General features: G+C 63.7%; 16 protein-coding genes and 1 tRNA gene. 10 read left to right on the top strand and 7 right to left on the bottom strand.

Annotated features, from left to right (window positions below; genetic code table 11):
- Positions 1-403: 403 nt before the first annotated feature.
- The 3 genes from B0G57_RS20755 to zwf all read right to left on the bottom strand — a co-directional run bounded on the left by B0G57_RS20755 (position 404) and on the right by zwf (position 4,565).
- Positions 404-2,326, bottom strand: coding sequence for a bifunctional transcriptional regulator/glucokinase (locus B0G57_RS20755; protein ID WP_026229638.1), 1,923 nt, complete (start codon positions 2,324-2,326; stop codon positions 404-406).
- On the bottom strand, positions 2,304-3,005 hold the full coding sequence (pgl, locus tag B0G57_RS20750) for a 6-phosphogluconolactonase (protein WP_018440511.1): 702 nt from the start codon (positions 3,003-3,005) through the stop codon (positions 2,304-2,306). The genes B0G57_RS20755 and pgl overlap by 23 nt, the downstream gene beginning before the upstream one ends.
- A 99-nt stretch (positions 3,006-3,104) precedes the next feature.
- Positions 3,105-4,565, bottom strand: a complete 1,461-nt coding sequence (zwf, locus tag B0G57_RS20745) for a glucose-6-phosphate dehydrogenase (RefSeq protein WP_018440512.1) — start codon at positions 4,563-4,565, stop codon at positions 3,105-3,107.
- Between the two features lie 663 nt (positions 4,566-5,228).
- On the opposite strand from zwf, the gene B0G57_RS20740 reads away from it, so the two are divergent.
- The 4 genes from B0G57_RS20740 to B0G57_RS20725 all read left to right on the top strand — a co-directional run bounded on the left by B0G57_RS20740 (position 5,229) and on the right by B0G57_RS20725 (position 9,618).
- On the top strand, positions 5,229-6,494 hold the full coding sequence (locus B0G57_RS20740; RefSeq protein ID WP_018440513.1) for an ABC transporter substrate-binding protein: 1,266 nt from the start codon (positions 5,229-5,231) through the stop codon (positions 6,492-6,494).
- Between the two features lie 124 nt (positions 6,495-6,618).
- On the top strand, positions 6,619-7,560 hold the full coding sequence (locus B0G57_RS20735) for a carbohydrate ABC transporter permease (protein ID WP_018440514.1): 942 nt from the start codon (positions 6,619-6,621) through the stop codon (positions 7,558-7,560).
- Entirely contained in the window at positions 7,550-8,407 is an 858-nt protein-coding gene (locus B0G57_RS20730; RefSeq protein ID WP_026229639.1) for a carbohydrate ABC transporter permease, read from the top strand. Before B0G57_RS20735 ends, B0G57_RS20730 begins: the two co-directional genes overlap by 11 nt.
- 92 nt (positions 8,408-8,499) lie before the next feature.
- Positions 8,500-9,618 (top strand): ABC transporter ATP-binding protein, encoded by a 1,119-nt coding sequence (locus tag B0G57_RS20725; RefSeq protein WP_018440516.1) that lies wholly within the window; start codon positions 8,500-8,502, stop codon positions 9,616-9,618.
- Between the two features lie 46 nt (positions 9,619-9,664).
- Here B0G57_RS20725 and B0G57_RS20720 read toward each other — a convergent pair whose 3' ends face one another.
- The 3 genes from B0G57_RS20720 to trxB all read right to left on the bottom strand — a co-directional run bounded on the left by B0G57_RS20720 (position 9,665) and on the right by trxB (position 12,086).
- Positions 9,665-10,285: a trimeric intracellular cation channel family protein gene (locus B0G57_RS20720; RefSeq protein WP_026229640.1), complete on the bottom strand. Its 621-nt coding sequence runs from the start codon at positions 10,283-10,285 to the stop codon at positions 9,665-9,667.
- Positions 10,286-10,297: 12 nt separating this feature from the next.
- Positions 10,298-11,014 (bottom strand): Smr/MutS family protein, encoded by a 717-nt coding sequence (locus B0G57_RS20715; RefSeq protein WP_051090019.1) that lies wholly within the window; start codon positions 11,012-11,014, stop codon positions 10,298-10,300.
- 73 nt (positions 11,015-11,087) lie between these two features.
- Positions 11,088-12,086, bottom strand: coding sequence for a thioredoxin-disulfide reductase (gene trxB / locus B0G57_RS20710; protein ID WP_018440519.1), 999 nt, complete (start codon positions 12,084-12,086; stop codon positions 11,088-11,090).
- Positions 12,087-12,410: 324 nt separating this feature from the next.
- Between trxB and B0G57_RS20705 the strand changes: the two genes are divergently transcribed.
- The 6 genes from B0G57_RS20705 to B0G57_RS20680 all read left to right on the top strand — a co-directional run bounded on the left by B0G57_RS20705 (position 12,411) and on the right by B0G57_RS20680 (position 19,238).
- Complete coding sequence (locus tag B0G57_RS20705) at positions 12,411-14,723, top strand: DNA translocase FtsK (RefSeq protein ID WP_018440520.1); 2,313 nt, start codon at positions 12,411-12,413, stop codon at positions 14,721-14,723.
- A gap of 65 nt (positions 14,724-14,788) precedes the next feature.
- Positions 14,789-15,520, top strand: a complete 732-nt coding sequence (gene lolA, locus B0G57_RS20700; protein ID WP_018440521.1) for an outer membrane lipoprotein chaperone LolA — start codon at positions 14,789-14,791, stop codon at positions 15,518-15,520.
- Positions 15,521-15,524: 4 nt separating this feature from the next.
- The gene (locus tag B0G57_RS20695; RefSeq protein WP_018440522.1) at positions 15,525-16,838 is read left to right on the top strand and encodes a replication-associated recombination protein A; all 1,314 of its coding nucleotides are present in this window, start codon (positions 15,525-15,527) and stop codon (positions 16,836-16,838) included.
- A 113-nt stretch (positions 16,839-16,951) separates the two neighbouring features.
- Entirely contained in the window at positions 16,952-18,247 is a 1,296-nt protein-coding gene (gene serS, locus B0G57_RS20690) for a serine--tRNA ligase (protein WP_018440523.1), read from the top strand.
- A gap of 191 nt (positions 18,248-18,438) precedes the next feature.
- Positions 18,439-18,529 (top strand) — tRNA-Ser (locus B0G57_RS20685).
- 235 nt (positions 18,530-18,764) lie between these two features.
- Complete coding sequence (locus tag B0G57_RS20680; protein ID WP_020566161.1) at positions 18,765-19,238, top strand: hypothetical protein; 474 nt, start codon at positions 18,765-18,767, stop codon at positions 19,236-19,238.
- A gap of 50 nt (positions 19,239-19,288) precedes the next feature.
- On the opposite strand, the gene B0G57_RS20675 is transcribed toward B0G57_RS20680, so the two are convergent.
- Positions 19,289-20,665 carry a sensor domain-containing diguanylate cyclase gene (locus tag B0G57_RS20675; RefSeq protein WP_018440526.1) on the bottom strand — a complete coding sequence of 459 codons (1,377 nt, stop codon included), beginning with the start codon at positions 20,663-20,665 and terminating at the stop codon, positions 19,289-19,291.
- Between the last annotated feature and the right edge of the window lie 168 nt (positions 20,666-20,833).

Here is a 20,833-nt window from a genome sequence, read left to right as displayed (position 1 = left end):
AAGAGGTCTCCGAGACGATTGAACTGCAAAGTGAGCACCCGGGGTGTTGAGTGCAGCGGACACGCTCGTCTCATGAACGAGTGGTCCCCGCCGCGGGTCCAGGCAGTCTCGGGGATACTAGGCAGTCGTAATCCGCCGCCTCATTGGTGTAAATACTAGTTGCTACGAATTATTGCGATAGCAGCAAAAGACTGTTTCAGTGAGTGCCTTCTTGAAAGCCGCAAGACGCTTGGCTTTCAATGAAAGGGAACGCTTAAAACTGTAAAAATACCGTTGCGAGAACGCGACAAGTATCGGGACCGGATTCTTTGCCTGAGGCGGTGCTTGTGTCTTTTGCACTACGTTGGGGCAGGTATTTTGCTGCATTGCGCAACGACGAAATTGCCCGCCCCGCGGCCCTCCTTCAGTCGGTGGCTGACGACGCCGCGCCGTGGCTGAGCCAATCGAGCACGGCGACGGATTCGTCGGTGCCTGCCGCACGGGCCTTGACGACGGCCTCCGCGACGTCCGAGTTTGGTACGGCGCGCCGGATCGCGACGCCTACCGCCAGGATGTCGATCATGAGCAGATGCAGAATGCGCGAGATCATCGAGAGCTGCGATTCGCGAATCTCGATGTGGTCGGTCTCGAGTGCCACCGTCGCGCGTTTTGCGAGCGGGGTGTTGCTCGACGTAATCGCGATCACCTGCGCGCCGGCCTGCATGGCGACATCGAGCACGCGCAAAAGCTCGGGCGCGCGCCCCGACTTCGAGACGGCGACGATGACGTCTCCCTTGCCGAGCAGCGCGGCCGAGGCGGCCTGCATGTAAAGGTCGCCATAGGCGATCGTCGGAATGCCGAAGCGGAAGAACTTGTAGTGGGCGTCCTGCGCGACGATGTTCGAATTGCCAAGCCCGTAGAACTCGATGCGGCGCGCGCCGTTCAGCAGATCGATTGCGCGCTCGACGTGTTCGAAGTTCAGATGCTCGCGCAGCTGCAAAATCGCCGATACGGTGTTGTCGAGCACCTTTGCGCCAAAATCGGTTGCCGTGTCGCCGAGGTGAACCTGGCTGTGGCTGACCGGAATCGTGCCCGTGAGGCCGGTGGCGAGCTTCAGCTTGAAGTCCGATAGCCCCTGGCAGCCGAGCGAGCGGCAAAAGCGAATGACCGTGGGCTGGCTCACGTCAGCCTTACGGGCGATATCGACGATCGGATCGCTGATGATCGAGCGCGGGTGGTTGAGCGCGAGATCGGCCACGCGTCGCTCGGCCGGCGTCAGTGCGTCGCGCATTTGTCGGATGCGCTCGAAGACGGCCGACGAGCCGCCGCCGGTGCGGTTCGCGAGCTGCTCGGCCAGGATCGCCGATACGCCGAGGAACGCCGGATACTCGGCCGTGATGACGTAAGTCGGCACGTTGGCGAGGTAGGCCTCGAAGCGGCCTTTCGCCTCGAACCTGCGGCGGAACGACGAGCGCGCGAAAAAATCGCCGAGCTTCAGCACCACGCCGCCGCCGATGTAGATGCCGCCGAGGGCGCCGAGCGTCACGGCGATATTGCCGGCGAACGTGCCGAGAATGCCGCAGAAGCAATCGATGGCCTCGGCCGCGAGCGGTTCGCCCGCGAGCGCGCGGTTGACGACGTCGGCCGGGTCCGCCGAGCCGGTGATACGCTTCTTGTCGCGCGACGCCAGCGCGCGATAGATGAGCTCGATGCCGGGACCGGCCGCGACGCGCTCGAACGAGACGTGCGACCATTTCTTGCGCGCGAACTGGAGCACGAGATCCTCGCGCTCGTCGGACGGCGCGAAGCTCGCGTGGCCTCCCTCGCTGCCGAGCGCGATCCAGCGATCGTCCGCCGGGATGAGCCCGGAGACACCGAGGCCCGTGCCGGGCCCGAGCAGCCCGATCACACTGTTCTGCCGGCGCGCCCCGCCGCCGATCTGCACGCGCTGCTGATCGGTCAGGCCGGGCAGGGCCATCGCGAGCGCCGTGAAGTCGTTGACGACGAGCAGCGTGTCGAAGCCGAGCGTGCGTCGCGTGGCCTCGATCGAGAAGGTCCAGTTGTGATTGGTCATGCTGACCTGATCGCCGTCCACCGGGTTCGCGATGGCGATTGCCGCATGATTGACGTGCCCGACCTTCGTATCCTTCAGGTACTTCTTCAGCACGTCCTCGACGCCGGGGTACTCGGCGCACGGATAGACGCGAATCTGCGAGATCTCGCCGGGGCCGGTTTCGAGCGCGAAGCGTGCGTTGGTGCCGCCGATGTCGGCGAGCAGCCGCGGACCGTCGGCGTGCTGACGGTTGCCGGAAAGAGGCATCGTTTTAGTTGGCACACCAGTAGACATCGAGTCTCACTCCCTTGTCGTTCGCCAGCTTCGAGATGGCGTTTTCTTGTGGTGCGGAGGCGGCGGCCTTCAGCACATCGAGCTTGCTCGGGCCGGCAATCAACAGGAAGAGCCTCGGAATGCGCGTGAGCGCGGCAAGCGAAAGGCTCACGCGTGCATGCGGCGCATTCCCCGGGTGGACGGCGACGAAGCGCGCGGCGGCCGGATCGATGATATGGAGCCACTCGGGCGCATCGGCGAAGAGCGACGCCGTGTGACCATCCTCTCCCATCCCGAGCACGGCGACGTCCGGCAGCGCGCGCGCCGGATCGGCGTTGAGCGCTGCAACGTTTGCCTCGAGCGTCGAAGCAACGTCGACGAGCGGGAAAAAGCGCGCGCCGCCCCCTGCCTTCGTGCCGTCGGCGAGCAGCGTCTCGCGCAAGAGCCGCGCGTTGCTGGCCTGATCCGTTTCCAGAACCCACCGATCGTCGACGAGCGTCACGTCGACGCGCGGCCAGTCGAGCGGCTCGTGCGCCAGCGTTTGCAGAAACGCGCGCGGGCTGGTTCCGCCGGATACCGCGAGCGTCGTGCGCGAGGCGCCGCCGGATGCGGCGAGCGATGCGTTGAGCGCATCGCCGACCGCTTTCGCCAGCGCGTCGCCTTGAGCGCGCGGGTCGTCAAAAGCGTGAAGCTCGATCACTTCTCCTCCAGACTGCTTCTCGAGTACTGCCCCAATGGACTTGTTCCTTTGCGCGCGGCGAGGCCAGCCAAAGGCGGGCCTCGCCGCGTCCGAACGTCGTCAGTTCTCTTCTTCAAGCCAGCAGGTGCCGTGCTGCGCGAGCATGGCGCTCGCGGCCGCCGGTCCCCACGTGCCGGCTGCGTAAGGCTTCGGCGGCTTCGTCGACGTCGCCCATTCGTTGAGTATCGGCTCCACCCACCGCCAGGCGGCTTCCTGCTCGTCGCGCCGCACGAACAGAGCGAGGCGGCCGTTGATCACGTCGAGCAGCAGCCGTTGGTACGCCTCCATCTGGCCTTCCTTGAAGAACTGATCGAAGGCAAGATCGAGGTGGACGCTCGCGAGATTCATCCCCTCGCCAGGCTGCTTCGCGAGACAGTAGAGGCGGATCCATTCGTTCGGCTGCAGGCGGATGACGAGCCGGTTCGAGCCCGGGCGCAGCGCCGGCGCGCCGAGCGCCGAATGGGGGACGGGGCGGAAGTTGACGACGATCTCGGCAATCCGGTCGGCCAGCCGCTTGCCCGTGCGCAGGAAGAACGGCACGCCGGACCAGCGCCAGTTCTCGATCTCGGCCTTCAGCGCGACGAACGTTTCGGTCGTGCTCTGCGGCTTCACGCCGGGCTCGGTCGCATAGGCCGGCACCGACGAGCCCCGGATCACGCCCCCGTGATACTGTCCGCGCACGGCCACTTTCGAAATATCGCGCGAGTCGATCGGCTTCAACGCGCGCAGCACGCGCAGCTTCTCGTCGCGCACGGAATCCGAATCCATCGAATGGGGCGGCTCCATCGCGACGATCGAGAGCAACTGCAGAAGGTGGTTCTGCACCATGTCGCGCAACGCGCCCGTGTTGTCGTAGAAGTCGCCCCGCCCCTCGACGCCGAGCTCCTCGGCGATCGTGATCTGGATGCTTTCGACCCATTCGCGGCGCCAGAGCGGCTCGAAGAGCGCGTTGCCGAACCGCAGCGCGAGCAGATTCTGCACGGGCTCCTTGCCGAGGTAGTGGTCGATCCGGTAGATCTGCTCTTCGGCGAAGATCTCGCCGACGGCGTCGTTGATCGCGTTCGACGAGCGCAGATCGTAGCCGAGCGGTTTTTCCAGCACGATGCGCGAGTTCAGGTTCAGACCGACGGCGGCGAGCGCGCGGCAAATCGGGACGAACAGCGAAGGCCCCGTCGCCAGGTAGAACACACGAATGCCCGCGTGCCCCTCGAGTGCATCGCGCAGCTTGACGAAGTCCTCCGACTTGCCGAGATCGAGCTTCACGTAGTCGATACGCTCGATGAAGCGTTTCCAGACGGCCTCGTCGAAGCCGTTCTTCGAGACGTGCGCCTTGACGTTGGTGTTCATCCAGTCGAGGTAGCCGTTCAGATCGGCGGCGTGGCGTGCGACGGCGACGATCCTGCCTTGCTCTGACAGCATCCCGCCGCGATGGGCCTCGTAGAGCGCCGGCAGAATCTTTCTCATCGACAGATCGCCGGTCCCGCCGAAGAGAACGAAGGTAAAGCCTGAGTCGATTTGCATGGGTCTTGAGTCGAAAGTCGAGAGGAGGCCGGGTCGTGGGGCCGCGGCTGACTCATCGGGTTGCTGGATCGAACCTGGTCGTGCTCGGTCGTGTCTGCGCTGGTCGCTGTCTCCGGTTCCATGTGCTCGCGCCGGGCGCGCGCCCGGCCTTGCCCGACGATCGCTCGACTTGTAGCGCGATAAAAATATTTTTGACACTGAATTGTAGTTTAACTACAATCCAAATCAAGAGGTAACGACGATTCGATGCAAAAAGCATGCGTTGCACCTTGGCGGTGCGGCTTCCGGCGTGCTTCCTGTTGAATCCGCATACAGTTGTGCCGGCGCGTCGGCACGATGGTGTGGCATCGAACATTGAATGTTAGCAGCGCGGCAGTCCGCTTGCGGACCTGCGGCCTTGGCTTATGCCTCCCCGAGCTTTCCGCGCGACGCGGGTCGGGCCGAATCAAAACAGGAGACAGGCGTTGAGTTCCGAACCACTCATTTCCTGAAGAAGCGCTTTCGCGGCCGGGTTTGCCTTGGTGGAGCGCGGCGTACGGCACGCGCGCTCAGTGCATCGAGGCAGGCCTGGCCTTCCAGTGTTGTTCTGCTTGGCAACCATCGTTCCCCAACAACAAGAGCGGGGAGCATCGTTTCTCGGTTCAAATCCGGAGGAGATAAAGAATGAAAGTTCGCGCGATCATGGCGGCGCTCGCGGCCACGGGGCTCATGGTGGGTGCATCGGCTGCGCAGGCGGCCGGTGAATCCCTGGAGGTGCTGCACTGGTGGACGTCGGGCGGCGAGTCCAAGGCCATCGGCGTGCTGAAGGACGACATGACGAAGCAGGGCTATACCTGGAAGGACTTCGCGGTCGCGGGCGGCGCCGGCGCGGCGGCCATGACGGCGCTGCGCTCGCAGGTGATCGCCGGCAACCCGCCGTCGGCCGCCCAGATCAAGGGCCCGCTGATCAAGGAATGGGCTGATCAGGACGTGCTCGTCGATATCAATTCCGCCGCGAAGAGCGAGAACTGGCAGAAGAACCTGCCGCCCGAGATCGACACGATCATGCGCGCGGGCAAGAAGGACGGCGACTACTATGCCGCCCCGTTCTCGGTGCACCGCGTGAACTGGCTCTACATCAACAAGGCGGCGCTCGACAAGGCGGGCGGCAAGGTGCCGACGACCTGGGACGAATTCTTTACCGTCGCCGACAAGATGAAGGCCGCAGGGATCATGCCGATCGCCATGGGCGGGCAGCCGTGGCAGGATCTCACGCTGTGGGAAGACGTGGTGCTCTCGCAAGGCGCCCCTTTCTACAAGAAGGCGATCGTCGATCTCGACCAAGCCACGCTGACGGGCCCGCAAATGCACAAGGTCTTCGATACCGTCCGCAAGATCCAGGGCTACTTCGACGCCGGCCGCAACGGGCGTGACTGGAACCTCGCAACGGCCATGGTCATCAACAACAAGGCCGGCATGCAGTTCATGGGCGATTGGGCGAAGGGCGAGTTCGCGAACGCGAACAAGAAGCCGGGTGTCGATTACGTTTGCGCGCCCGTCCCGGGCACCGACAAGGCCTACACGTTCAACGTCGATTCGTTCGTCTTCTTCAAGGAAAAGGGTCAGGACAAGGCGACGGCGGGTCAACTCGCGCTGGCGAAGACGATCATGAGCCCCGCGTTCCAGGAGCAGTTCAGCCTCTACAAGGGCTCGATCCCGGTGCGCCTCGGCGTGTCGATGGCGAAGTTCGACGATTGCGCGAAGAAGTCGTACGCGGATGAGCAGACTGCCCTCAAGGCGGGCGGTTACGTTCCGTCGCTCGCGCACGGCATGGCGCAGTCCGACGCTGTCGCGGGCGCGATCACGGACGTCGTGACGAAGTTCATGAACTCGAACGAGTCGACGGACGACGCCATCAAGGCGCTCGCCAACGCCGCCAAGACGAAGTAATCGAAATCGGGGAATCCGGCGACGCATTGCACCGCGTTGCCGCCCGCATTACCGATGACGCCCGCCCCCCGAGCGAGATCCGCTTCTAAGGAGCGGGCGGCAGGCAAGAATTAGGAGTCGAGTTGTGCATGCCTCTCTAAGCGGCAAGGGCAACGAAGTCGCGCCCGCACCCCATCGCACGTCGTCGTTCGCGGCGCTCGCCGATCGCTGGGTTCCCAAGCTCGTGCTGTCTCCGAGCCTCTTGATCAGCCTTGTTTTCGTCTACGGTTTCATCGCCGTGACGGGCTACATGTCTTTCTCGAAGTCGCGACTGATGCCGAACTTCAAGTTCGCCGGCATCGACCGCTATGTCGAGCTGTTCCATAACGATGTCTGGTGGACCTCCGCGAAGAACCTCGGCTGGTTCGCGATCCCGTTCATCGCCATCTGCGTCGCGCTCGGTCTGCTGCTCGCGATCCTGCTCGATCAAAAGATTCGCAACGAAGGCGCGCTGCGCGCCATCTTCCTCTACCCGATGGCGCTGTCGTACATCGTGACGGGCACGGCCTGGCAATGGATTCTGAATCCCGGGCTCGGGATCGAGAAAATCATGCAGGATTGGGGCTGGACGAGTTTTTCGTTCAACTGGCTCGGCGATCCCGACAAAGCCATCTTCTGCATCGTGATCGCCGCCGTCTGGCAATCGACGGGCTTCTGCATGGCGCTGTTCCTCGCCGGTCTGCGGGGCGTCGACGCCGAGATCTTCAAGGCGGCGCAAGTCGACGGGGCGACGTTGCCGACCATCTATCGCAAGATCGTGATCCCGAGCATGCGCCCGGTCTTCTTCTCGGTGCTGCTGATCCTCTGCCATATCGCGATCAAGACGTTCGACCTCGTCGTCGCGTTGACGGCAGGCGGCCCCGGCAATTCGTCCTCGCTGCCCGCCATCTTCATGTATGTGTTTTCGTTCAACCGCGGGCAGCTTGGCGTCGGCGCGGCTTCGTCGATGATGATGCTCGCCACTGTAGTCGCCGTTTTGGTACCGCTCATGTATATGGAATCGAGGAGCACCCGCAATGCAGCCTAAGATGACCGTGAGCCGTGCCGTCATCTATGCGGCGCTCGTGCTCTTTGCGCTTTACTTCCTGTTCCCGATCTACGTGATGCTGTCGACGTCGTTCAAGGACATCGACGAACTCCGCACGGGCAATCTGCTGACCGCGCCCACGCACTGGACTTTCGCGCCCTGGATCAAGGCCTGGAGTCAGGCCTGCACGGGTGTGCGCTGTGAAGGCATGCAGCCGTTTTTCCTGAACTCGGTTCGCATGGTGATTCCGGCCGTCCTGATCTCGTCGATCATCGGCGCGTTCAATGGCTATGTCCTCACGCACTGGCGCTTTCGCGGCGCCGATGCGCTCTTCACGATGCTGCTCGTCGGCTGCTTCATTCCGTTCCAGACGGTGCTGCTGCCGATGGCGCGACTGCTCGGCAGCGTCGGCCTCTCGAATACGATTACCGGCCTCGTGTTCGTGCACGTCGTCTATGGCATTGCTTTTACGACGATGTTCTTCCGCAACTTCTACGTCGGCGTGCCGGCCGAGCTCGTCAAGGCCGCGCGCATCGACGGCGCGGGATTCTTCACGATCTTCTTGCGCATCCTGCTGCCTGTGTCGTTGCCGATCTTCATGGTCTGCGTCATCTGGCAGTTCACGCAGATCTGGAACGACTTCCTGTTCGGGATCGTCTTCGCCGGTGTCGATTCGATGCCGATCACGGTAGCGCTGAACAACCTCGTCAATACGTCGACGGGCGTCAAGGAATACAACGTCGACATGGCCGGCGCGATCATCGCGGCATTGCCGACCTTGTTGGTCTACGTGATCGCGGGGCGCTACTTCGTGCGCGGGCTGACGGCCGGCGCGGTGAAGGGGTAGGGCTCATACGTGTTCCGCCGGACACCGGCTAACGGACGCAACGAGCAGCAACGCATACACGCAAGCTGCATGGCAGATTAAGGAATATCAGCATGGCAAGCCTTTCTATCCGCGACGTTTACAAGACCTATCCGAACGGCGTGCCCGTTTTGAAGGGGGTCGACATCGATATCGAGGACGGCCAGTTCCTCATTCTCGTAGGCGGTTCGGGTTGCGGGAAGTCGACGCTGCTCAACATGATCGCCGGCCTCGAATCGGTCACGAAGGGTGAGATTCGCATCGACGATCGCGTCGTCAACGATCTTTCGCCGAAGGATCGCGACATCGCGATGGTGTTCCAGTCGTACGCGCTCTATCCGTCGATGACGGTGCGCGAGAACATCTCGTTCGGGCTCAATATCCGCAAGGTGCCGAAGCGCGAGCAGCAGACGATCGTCGAGCGCGTCTCCAAGCTGCTGCAAATCGATCATCTGCTCGATCGCAAGCCGGGCCAGCTCTCGGGCGGTCAGCGCCAGCGCGTCGCGATGGGGCGGGCGCTCGCGCGCGATCCCGTGATGTTCCTGTTCGATGAGCCTTTGTCGAACCTCGACGCGAAACTGCGCATCGAGATGCGTTCGGAAATCAAGCTGCTTCATCAGCGTCTCGGCACGACGATTGTCTATGTGACGCACGATCAGATCGAGGCGATGACGCTCGGCGATCGCATCGCCGTGATGAAGGACGGCATCGTCCAGCAATTTGGCGCGCCGCAGGAAATCTACGATTCGCCTTCGAACCTCTTCGTGGCCGGATTCATCGGCGCGCCGCCGATGAACTTCATCGAGGGTAAGCTCGTCGAGCAGGGGGCAGGCGTCGGCATCGAGATCGATACGGGTGTGACGCGCCGTGCACTCAACTTGCCGTTCAACGCCAATCGCCTGAATGGCTCGATCGGACAAAACGTTATCCTCGGCCTGCGCCCGGAACGGATCACCGATGCGCGCAGCGCGCATAACGGCCACAGCGACGCTTTGCAGCAGATCGACGTGAAGGTCGACGTGATCGAGCCGACGGGTCCCGATACGCTCGTCTTTGCGCAAGTAAACGGCAAACGCACCGTGAGCCGTGTGCATCCGGCATCGAACCCGCAGCCAGAGCAAAAAATGCCGCTGCTGTTCGATGTCTCGAAGGCCGTCCTCTTCGACCCGGCCACCGAGGCGCGCATCGCCTGAGCGAGCTGGCCGGTCCTAAGCCGGACGTCGCTGCGTCTGCCGCTTTTCAATGCGGCAGGCGCACATCGAGCTTGAATGTCACGAGCCGTGCGACGAGGATGAAAACGGTCGCGACGATGACGCTGTAGACCGGATCGACCGCGAGCCAAGCGAGCAACAAATAGAGCCAGCAGCCGACGAGCGCGCAGGTTGCATAGGGACGCGAATCCCGCAGGATCAGCGGCATTTCGTTGCAGAGCACGTCTCGTATCACGCCCCCGAATACGCCCGTCACCACGCCCATCAGCGCCGCGATGAACCAGGGCATGCCGGCATCGAGCGCGATCGACGTCCCCGAAATGCTGAACAGGCCGAGCCCGACCGCATCGGCCACGAGCAGCGCCCGCTCCGAAAAGACGCGCGATGCCATCCGCAAGACGAAGGGCGCCACGAACGACATCGCAAAGATCGCGATGACATAAGTTTCGTGCTCGACCCAATAAAACGGCCGATGCCCCAGCAGCACATCCCGCACGGTGCCCCCGCCGAATGCGGTCACGAGCGCGACGAGAAACGTGCCGACGGCGTCGAGCCGTCGACGGCGTGCTTCGATGAATCCCGAAAATGCATAGGCGAAGATGGCGAGCCCCTCTATGACGGAGAGGGCAAATGTCAGCCGCGGGTGCACAGGCGTCATGCTTCAGCCGCGAGGCGCGGCCTGTGCCGCGCGCGGCTGCAGCAGGACGAGCACTGCGCCCGCGCCGCCGTCATGCGGCCGCGCCTGGCAAAAGGCGATGACTTCCGCTTTCTGCACGAGCCAGGAGCGCACCTTGCCTTTCAGCACCGGCTCCTTTCCGATCGAGCCCAACCCCTTGCCGTGGATCACGCGCACGCAGCGCAAGCCGCGCTTGACCGCATCGCGAATGAACTCGGCGAGCGCTTCGCGCGCCTCTTCCCGGCGCAAGCCGTGCAGGTCGAGCTGATCCTGCACGATCCAATGGCCGCGCCGCAGCTTGCGCACGACTTCGTGGCCGATGCCGGCGCGGCAGTAGGAAAGCGTTTCGTCGGTATCGAGCAACACCTCGGGGTCGAATTCGTCCGAGATCGCTTCGTCGAGTACCGCCCGCTCGTCGAGCTGCGTCTGGATCGGCAGCGCCGGTGGCGGGGTTCGGCCGTGCTTCGCGCGTGGCGGTGCGGCGAGCGGCGCCACGTTGCCGATCTCGCGGCGAAAGAGGTCGGCGTCGGCCGCCGCCTCGCGGGCCGCCTTGGCTGCGGCGGCGCGCGCACGCTCGCGTTCGGCCGCGCTCTCTTTCAGCGCGTCCCGCAAAGCGCCGAGATCGGACAATCCGATTCCGCGCGTGCCGCGTTCCGCGCTCGCGGGCTTCGTGCCGCCCGGATGCAATCGGTGTTTCGACATGGTTTCGCCACAACTGACTCGCGCGTCGCGCTCAGAGAAGCCGCGCGACGCCCACTATGTATGCGAGCGCGTTTCAGCAACGATCGGCTTCGTGGCTCATCACGCGCTCTTGATGCACCTCGTGGATGCTCTCGAGATAGCGCTGCGCGTCGAGCGCGGCCATGCAGCCCGTGCCCGCGCTCGTGATCGCCTGGCGATACACGTGGTCCTGCACGTCGCCGGCCGCGAAAACGCCCGGGATGCTCGTGGCCGTTGCGTTGCCGTTCAAGCCGCCGTTCGTGATGATGTAGCCGTTTTTCATCTCGAGCTGGCTGGCAAAGATGTCGGTATTCGGCTTGTGCCCGATCGCGACGAAGAGGCCTTGCAGCGCGACATCGGTCGTGACGCCTGTTTGCGTGTGCTTGATCCGCACACCCGTGACGCCGGAATCGTCGCCCTTCACCTCGTCGAGCACGTGGTTCCACTTGATCTCGACGACGCCTTCCTTTTCCTTCGCGAGCAGACGGTCGATGAGGATCGGCTCGGCGCGGAACTTGTCGCGCCGATGGACGACGGTGACCTTGCTCGCGATCCCCGCGAGGTAGAGCGCTTCCTCGACGGCCGTATTGCCGCCGCCGACCACGGCCACGTGCTGCTGCTTGTAGAAGAAGCCGTCGCAGGTGGCGCAGGCCGACACGCCGCGGCCCATGAACGCCTCCTCGGACGGCAGCCCCAGATATTGCGCCGAGGCGCCCGTGGCGATGATCAGCGCGTCGCACGTGTATTCGCCCGAATCGCCGATGAGCCTGAGCGGCCGCTCGTTCAGCTTCGCCGTATGGATGTGATCGAAGACGATCTCCGTCTTGAAGCGTTCCGCGTGTTCGAGAAAGCGCTGCATCAGCTCGGGGCCCTGAACGCCGTTCGCGTCCGCCGGCCAGTTTTCGACGTCGGTCGTCGTCATGAGCTGACCTCCTTGCGCCAGGCCCGTGATGAGAAGCGGCGACAGGTTGGCGCGCGCGGCGTACACGGCGGCCGTGTAGCCGGCGGGGCCGGAACCGAGGATGAGCACTTTGGCGTGTTTGCGCGTGGACATGGTCTTGATCCTAAGAAATGCTTTGAGCAGCAACCGATCGGCCGGAGGTCGAGCGCGGGTTCTCGCGAACGACTCGGGGGACTACGGCCGTAGGTGGGGCGTACCCGCGCATTATAAAGGGGCCTGCCGGGCGCTGCCGCCTGGGCTTTTCTATCGCGGCGATAGCCTGGCACATCGGTAACCAACGGCGGCGGGCGCGCGTTGCATGGAACGCACGTTACCGTCATTTACAGCGCGGTGCGCAACGCAGCGTTTACAATAGGCCGCATCCTACGATCGGGGCGACGGCGCACTCCGGCGCGCCCGCCAAGCCTTTACGGATTCATGGCCAAAGCTCCTTATTCCGCGCACACGCAAGCGTTGCCGCATCGCATGTCGCGTCTTTTCACCGAGATTCGCTGGATCTTGCAGGTCGCGCTCTGCGCGTTCCTCGTGATGGCGCTCGTCAGCTACAGCCGCCGCGATCCGAGCTGGACGCACGCGGCGCAGGTCGACCATATCGCGAATTGGGCGGGCCGCGTCGGCGCCTGGTCGTCGGACATCCTGCTGCTGCTGTTCGGCCTTTCCGCCTACTGGTGGGTGGTGCTGCTCGCGCGGCGCATCGCCGCCAACTACCGGCTTCTCACGCGCCAGGCGGAACCGGAAGAGCAAGCGCCGCGCGACTCGTGGTTCGCCGACGCGTTCGCGTTCGCGCTCGTGCTGCTCGCTTGCGACGGCATCGAGGCGCTGCGGATGTGGTCGATGCGCGTGCAGTTGCCGCGCGCGCCGGGCGGCATCGTCGGCGACGCCGTCGCGCGCGGCGTATCCCATGCGCTCGGCTTCACGGGCGGCACGCTCGCGTTGCTGATCGGGCTGGCCATCGGCTTGTCGCTCTATTTTCGGTTTTCGTGGCTGTCGGTGGCCGAGCGCGTCGGCGACAAGCTGATTTCGGCCGTCACGCTCGCGAAGCTGCGCCGCGAGGCCGGCCGGGATCGCAAGGCGGGCGTCGAGGCGGCCGTCAAACGCGAGGGCAAGGTCGAGCAAAGCCGCGTGCGGCTCGAGGAGCACGAGCCGGTGACGATCGTGCCGCCCGTCGTTGCGCCGGCGAAGTCCGAGCGCGTCGAAAAGGAAAAGCAGGTGCCGCTGTTCGCGGACCTGCCCGGCGACACGACGCTGCCGCCGATCGCGTTGCTCGATGCCGCGCCGGCCGTGCAGGAAACCGTATCGGCCGACACGCTGGAGTTCACTTCACGCCTCATCGAAAAGAAGCTCAAGGATTTCGGCGTCGACGTGAGCGTCGTGGCCGCTTATCCGGGGCCTGTCGTCACCCGCTACGAGATCGAGCCGGCCACCGGCGTGAAGGGCAGCCAGATCGTGAATCTCGCCAAGGATCTTGCGCGCTCGCTGTCGCTTGTCTCGATCCGCGTCGTCGAAACGATTCCGGGCAAGAACTACATGGCGCTCGAGCTGCCGAACCAACGGCGCCAGACCGTGCGGCTTTCGGAAATCCTCGGCTCCGAGGTCTATGCCGACGCAGGCTCGAAGTTGACGATCGGCCTCGGCAAGGACATCGGCGGCAAGCCCGTGTGCGCCGATCTCGCGAAGATGCCGCACCTGCTCGTGGCCGGTACGACGGGCTCGGGCAAGTCGGTGGGGATCAACGCGATGATTCTTTCGCTCGTCTATAAGGCGAGCGCCGAGCAGGTCCGGATGATTCTCATCGATCCGAAGATGCTCGAGATGAGCGTCTACGAGGGCATCCCGCATCTGCTGTGCCCTGTCGTCACGGATATGCGGCAGGCGGGCCACGCGCTCAACTGGACCGTGGGCGAGATGGAGCGACGCTACAAGCTGATGAGCAAGCTCGGTGTGCGCAATCTGGCGAGCTACAACAACAAGATCGAGGAAGCGGCCAAGCGCGACGAGAAGCTGCCCAATCCGTTCAGTCTCACGCCCGACGATCCCGAGCCGCTCACGCGGTTGCCCAACATCGTCGTCGTCATCGACGAGCTGGCCGACTTGATGATGGTCGTCGGCAAGAAAGTCGAAGAGCTCATCGCCCGCATCGCGCAAAAGGCGCGCGCGGCCGGCATCCACCTGATCCTTGCGACGCAGCGGCCGTCGGTCGACGTGATCACGGGCCTCATCAAGGCGAACGTGCCGACGCGAATCGCCTTCCAGGTGTCTTCGAAGATCGATTCACGCACCATCCTCGATCAGCAGGGCGCCGAATCGCTGCTCGGCATGGGCGACATGCTCTATCTGCCGCCCGGATCGGGCTTGCCTGTGCGCGTGCATGGCGCGTTCGTATCGGACGACGAGGTCCATCGCGTCGTCGAGAAGCTGAAGGAGCAGGGCGAGCCGAATTACATCGAAGGCATTCTCGAAGGCGGGATCGCGGGCGAGGGCGACGAAGGGTCGGCGGACGGGGCCGGTGCGGCGGCGGGCGGCGGCGAGGCCGATCCGCTTTACGATCAGGCCGTCGAGATTGTGGTCAAGCATCGGCGCGCGTCGATCTCGCTCGTGCAGCGGCATTTGCGCATCGGCTATAACCGCGCCGCGCGGCTGCTCGAGCAAATGGAGCAGTCAGGGCTCGTTTCGGCGATGTCGTCCAACGGCAATCGCGAGATTCTCGTGCCGGCGCGCGAGAGCGACTAGCGCGGCCACACAGTCCCCCCGGCAGAATGTCGTCGGCGGCGAGTACATCACGGAGAAAAACTGATATGCAGCATCCTCTCAGCCGTTATGCCCCCGGTTCGTTTTCGTTCGGGGGGCACGGCCTCGCCCGCGCCGGCTCGGCGGGCCGACGCTTCATTGCGGCACTGCTGGGCGCAGCGCTCGTTGTCGCCGCGCCGGCCGCGTTCGCGAGCGGTACCGAGCAACTGAAAGCATTCGTCGCGCAGGTGCACTCGGCGCGCGGCGACTTCGTGCAAAAAGAAATCAAGGCACCTTCGAAGGCGCAGACCCCGAATGGCATGGCGCAACCGAGCGTCAGCGGCACGTCTAGCGGGACTTTCGTTTTCTCGCGCCCGGGCAAATTCATCTGGACCTATGAGAAGCCCTATGAGCAGGTGCTCCAGGCGGACGGCGAGAATCTCTACGTCTATGACAAGGACTTGAACCAGGTCACCGTTCGCAAGCTCGGCGGCGCGCTGGGTGCGAGCCCGGCAGCCATCCTCTTCGGCAGCAACGATCTCGAGCAGAACTTCTCGCTGCGCGATGCCGGTGTGAAAGCCGGCATCGACTGGCTCGAGCTGACGCCGAAGGCGCACGACACGCAATTCGAGCGCGTCGGCATCGGCTTTCGCGACGGCAACCTGGAGGCGATGGAACTGCACGACGTATTCGGCAACGTGACGCTGCTCACGTTCTCGAACATCCAGAAGAACCCGCCGTTGAAGCCCGACGCGTTCAAGTTCGCGGTGCCGAAAGGTGCCGACGTCATCAACGGGTAACGCCATGTTCGAAGAGCCCCGCGGCAATGTACCGCTCGCCGAGCGGTTAAGGCCGCGCACGATCGACGAGGTGATCGGCCAGAAGCATCTGCTCGGGCCGATGAAGCCGTTGCGCGTCGCGTTCGAATCGGGCGAGCCGCATTCGATGATTCTTTGGGGGCCGCCCGGGGTCGGCAAGACCACGCTGGCGCGGCTCATGGCGAATGCGTTCGATGCCGAATTCATCGCGCTGTCGGCGGTGCTGTCGGGCGTGAAGGATATTCGGGAGGCCGTCGAGCTCGCGCAGGCGCATCGGGCGCATGGCCGCCGCACGCTCGTGTTCGTCGACGAAGTGCATCGTTTCAACAAGAGCCAGCAGGACGCGTTTTTGCCGCACGTCGAGTCGGGGCTCTTCGTCTTCATCGGAGCGACCACGGAGAACCCGTCGTTCGAGGTCAACAGTGCGTTGTTGTCGCGCGCGGCCGTCTACGTGCTCAAGAGCCTCGACGACGACGAGCAGCACGAGCTGCTTGAGCGGGCGCTGACCGAGCTCGGGGGATTGCGCGTCACGGACGAGGCCAAGCGGGTGCTGATCGGCGCGGCGGACGGCGACGGCCGCAAGCTGCTGAACAACGTCGAGATCGCCGTTCGCGCGGCGGCGGCACGCAAGGCGGACGAGATCGACGGCGAGCTGATCGCGAGCGCGCTGACTGAAAACCTGCGTCGCTTCGACAAGGGCGGCGATGCCTTCTACGATCAGATCAGCGCCTTGCACAAGTCGGTTCGCGGCAGCAATCCGGATGGCGCCCTCTATTGGTTTTGCCGCATGCTCGACGGCGGCGCGGACCCGCGTTATCTCGCGCGCCGCCTCGTCCGGATGGCCTGGGAGGACATCGGACTGGCCGATCCGCGTGCGGCACGCATCGCGCTCGACGCCGCCGAGACCTACGAGCGCCTCGGCACGCCGGAGGGGGAACTCGCGCTCGCTCAGGCGGTGATTTATCTGGCGGTCGCGCCGAAGTCGAACGCGGGCTACGCTGCGTACAACGAGGCGCGAGCGTTCGTCGGCAAGGACCGCTCTCGTGGTGTGCCCGTTCATCTGCGCAACGCGCCGACGAAGCTGATGGAGTCGCTCGGCTACGGCCGCGAGTACCGCTACGCGCACGACGAGCCCGACGCGTATGCGGCCGGCGAGACGTACCTGCCCGATGGCATGCGCGAGCCGCATTGGTACCGCCCGACCCCACGCGGGCTCGAGGGCAAGATCGGCGAAAAGCTCGCGCGGCTCGCCGAGCTCGATGCCGCGTGGCGCGAAGCGCACAAGTCCAAGGGCGACTAACCAATCCGGGCGAACGAAGGCCCGCCGAACCGGCCGATTTCCCAAGGCGGGCCCGGGGTTGCATACCGGTGCGCTAAAATCGCCTCCTTACTCCACGACACACGCTTTTTCCCATGCTCGACATTCAGTTGCTGCGCAAAGACCTCGAAGGAGTCGCGAAGCGCCTTGCCGCGCGCGGCTATACGCTCGACGTCGCGGCCTTCTCGGCGCTCGAGGCCGAACGCCGGGCCATTCAGACTCGCACCGAAGAATTGCAGGCGCGCCGCAATAGTCTGTCGAAGCAGATTGGCGCGATGAAGGGGCGCGGTGAAGACACTTCGGCATTGATGTCGGAAGTGAGCGGCATAGGCGACGAGATGAAGGCTTCGGCGGCTCAGCTCGATGACGTGCAGGCACGCGTATCGAAACTCATGCTCGAAATGCCGAATCTGCCGCACGAGAGCGTGCCGCTCGGCGATGATGAGAGCGGCAACGTGGAGGTGCGCCGCTGGGGTACGTCGCGCCAGTTCGATTTCGAAGTAAAGGATCACGTCGATGTGGGCACGCCGCTCGGCCTTGATTTCGAGACCGGCGCGAAGCTCTCCGGTGCGCGGTTCACCATGCTGCGCGGCGCGATGGCGCGTCTGCATCGCGCGCTCGCGCAGTTCATGCTCGATACGCATACGCAGCAGCATGGCTATACCGAGATCTATACGCCGTACATCGTCAATCCCGAGATCCTCTACGGTACCGGCCAGCTTCCGAAGTTCGCCGACGACATGTTTCGCGTCGAAAAGGGTGGCGGCGAGAACGTCATCACGCAGTACCTCATTTCGACGTCCGAGATTTCGCTGACGAACACGGTGCGCGAGAGCATCGTCGACGGCGAGGCATTGCCGGTGAAGCTTACGGCACATTCGCCGTGCTTTCGATCGGAGGCGGGATCGTATGGTCGAGACACGCGAGGCATGATTCGGCAGCATCAATTCGACAAGGTCGAGATGGTGCAGATCGTTGCGCCTGATACGTCGTACGAGGCGCTCGAGCAGATGGTCACGCATGCCGAGGCGATCCTGCAAAAGCTGGAGTTGCCGTATCGCGTGATCACGCTTTGTACCGGCGATATGGGCTTTTCGGCGGCGAAGACCTATGACCTCGAAGTCTGGCTGCCCGCGCAGAACACCTATCGCGAGATTTCGAGCTGCTCGAATACGGAGGCGTTTCAAGCGCGCCGCATGCAGGCTCGTTTCCGCAACGCGCAGGGCAAGCCGGAGCTCGTGCATACGCTGAATGGTTCGGGGCTCGCGGTGGGGCGCACGCTCGTCGCCGTGCTCGAGAACTTCCAGAATGCGGACGGATCGGTCACGGTGCCAACGGCGTTGCGCCCTTATCTTGGTGGGGCCGAACGGATCGGGCCTGCTGCGCTTTGAGACTTCTCGAACCGCGGCGGTTTGATCCGCGCCCGCCGTTCCATCTCGTCTTGCAAAAAGGCCTTGGAATGTCGTGTCGGATGTTCTATAATCTTCGCTTCGCCAAACAGCGACCAGCTTGGTGAACACTGGGTGGAGCGGTGTGCGCACGACGTCTGTTGACGTGCGACGCAAGCGCGACATCCGAAAAAGGAAAGGTGGCAGAGTGGTCGAATGCGCCGGACTCGAAATCCGGTGTACGGTTATACCGTACCGTGGGTTCGAATCCCACCCTTTCCGCCAGGATTAGCGAGAGCCCCGTAAGTCATCGATTTGCGGGGCTTTTTTGCGTCCGGCATATCGTCGTCAGCTCGCCGATCGCTTTGGCACGTGAGCAAATCGAAAGCGTTCGATACGATCATCGCGGCCTTTCCGAACGAGTTCGCCCGAGCCGGTCCGGGCGTCGATCAACGCAGATCGTCCTAAACATAACGAGCACAGGCTAATCAGTCGCGAGATCGAGTAGGCTGCCGCACAGATGGCCTCCTCGGTAGGCCATCCGGCTGAATTTTCCGCACTTTACGGTATAGCTACGCTGAGTGCCGTTACGTTGACGTTTTCGACGATTTCAATGATGAACTCTTCAATGATGAACTCCTATCAACTTCCCCAGAGGGCGCGGTCGAAGCCGCGCAAGTGGACGCATAAGGCCGGAGGCAGCGGCGGTGGCATCGAAGGACGTTTTGCGTTCCTCGAAATGGGTTTTTATGAGATCCGGGACCGCCTCTCCAAGATCGAGACGCGGGTGGATAGGCTCGAATCAAAATTTGACAAACTCGAATCCAAGGTCGACAAGCTCGAATCCAAGGTCGATAAGCTGGCATCGACGATGGATACGTTCGTCACTAAAGAGGAATTGCACCGTGAGCTTCACGGCCTGACGTGGCGCATCATGGGCGGCGCGACAGTGCTTGTATCGGGCGTCTACTATATCGCCAGGTATGTGCACTAGCCTGTTCGAACACCGGCTGCGCTTCCCCCGAGGAAGCAAGTGCGCAAGCTTTAACCGCGATCGATGACGGCAACGCGCTCCACGCGGTTGCGCCCCGCGCGCTTCGCCGCATAGAGCGCGGCATCCGCGCCGTCGAGAAGTTCGCTCGCGTTCGAGGGTTCGCTCCCCTCGCTGCATGCGCATCCGGCGCTGACGGTAACGCGGCCGCCTGGCCCCGGCGCCGTCAGGCCGATCGCGATGACGGCGTTGCGCGCTTGTTCGGCCCGCGTCGTCGCATCGTCGAGCTCCGAGCCCGGCAGCACGATTACGAACTCTTCGCCGCCATAGCGCGCGACATATTCGCCCGCGCGCCGGGCTGTTTGCGCCAGTGCCTCGGCGACCGCGCGCAGGCAGGCGTCGCCGCGCGGATGGCCAAAAGCATCGTTATAGGCCTTGAAATTGTCGATATCGACCATGACGAGAGAAAGCGGCCGGCGATGCAGCCTCGCGCGATCGAAGTCCCTGCGGAATTGTTCGTCGAAGTAATGGCGGTTATAGACGCCTGTCAGTGCGTCGTGTGTGGAGGTCTGCAGCAGGGAGGCATGGGCCTCGGCCAGCTGGCGATAGAGCACGGTGACTTCCCATATCAGGACGCCGACGAGCACGCCCGGCGCAAGCATGCTGAAAATCCTCGCAACGTACCAGCCGACGGTAAACCGGCCCACGCTGAGCATATTCAAGCTCGCATCGACAAAGGAGGCCAGGAGCGCAATCGTGATCCATAGGTCGAGCACCGAGCGTAGTCGCCCTTTCACTAGGACCAGCACGATCGCGAATGCGTCGAGCAAGCAGACGACGAGGGCGGTAGGGCTGATCCTCGCCGAATCGATGTCGGTCATGGGATAGAAAGGCGCGGAGAGATTCGCGTTTGCGGCGAACACACCCAGCACAGCGGCGAGTACCGCGGGCATGCCGATAAGCGTCAGGGTCCACTCGTGGAACCGGAAGCGGCCGGCCGGCGACCCATCGATCGATTGATCGCGCAACAGCATCGCCACAGCGACGAGGAGCGGAAATCCACCGTGCCAGAAGACCCACATCCATGCGGCGCTGTTGGGCCGCGCGCCGAGCAGTCCCGTGTGCGAGAACACGCCGGGAAACATGAGCAATTGCAGCGCGACCGTGATGGCGGTGAACGCGTAGGCTCCGCCCAGGGCGCAGAGCATCGGCCGCTGCGTCACGGCAAAACGGGCGCCGAGCAGGAATGCCGCGATCCCCGAGGTCGTGAAGACGGTCAGCGCGCACATCGGCATGAACGGCCCCACGGGCGATAGTGGCTGCCGTGCCTGAGGCGCCGCGATCGCGAGCGCAAGCAGCACGAGCAACGCTGACGTTCCCGCACAAGCAGCTTGCTTGCGTGTCGCCGGTCCTATGAGCAGGCTTTCCATCGCTTCTGCCGCCGCGTAGTTGATTGATGGCTAGGCCAGGGCTCGCCACGGCGCGAAATCGACGCTGGGCGACGCTGCGCTATTTTCCTACAAATTGCTGGCCAAAGCTCCGTCGAAAAGCGCCCTGATCGATACGGCCGATTGCCGTTTCGGAGCGCCTTCGCGCTT

The sequence above is a fragment of the Trinickia symbiotica genome (assembly GCF_002934455.1).
Classification (GTDB): Bacteria; Pseudomonadota; Gammaproteobacteria; order Burkholderiales; family Burkholderiaceae; genus Trinickia; species Trinickia symbiotica.
This window is presented reverse-complemented; position numbering and strand designations above follow the sequence as displayed.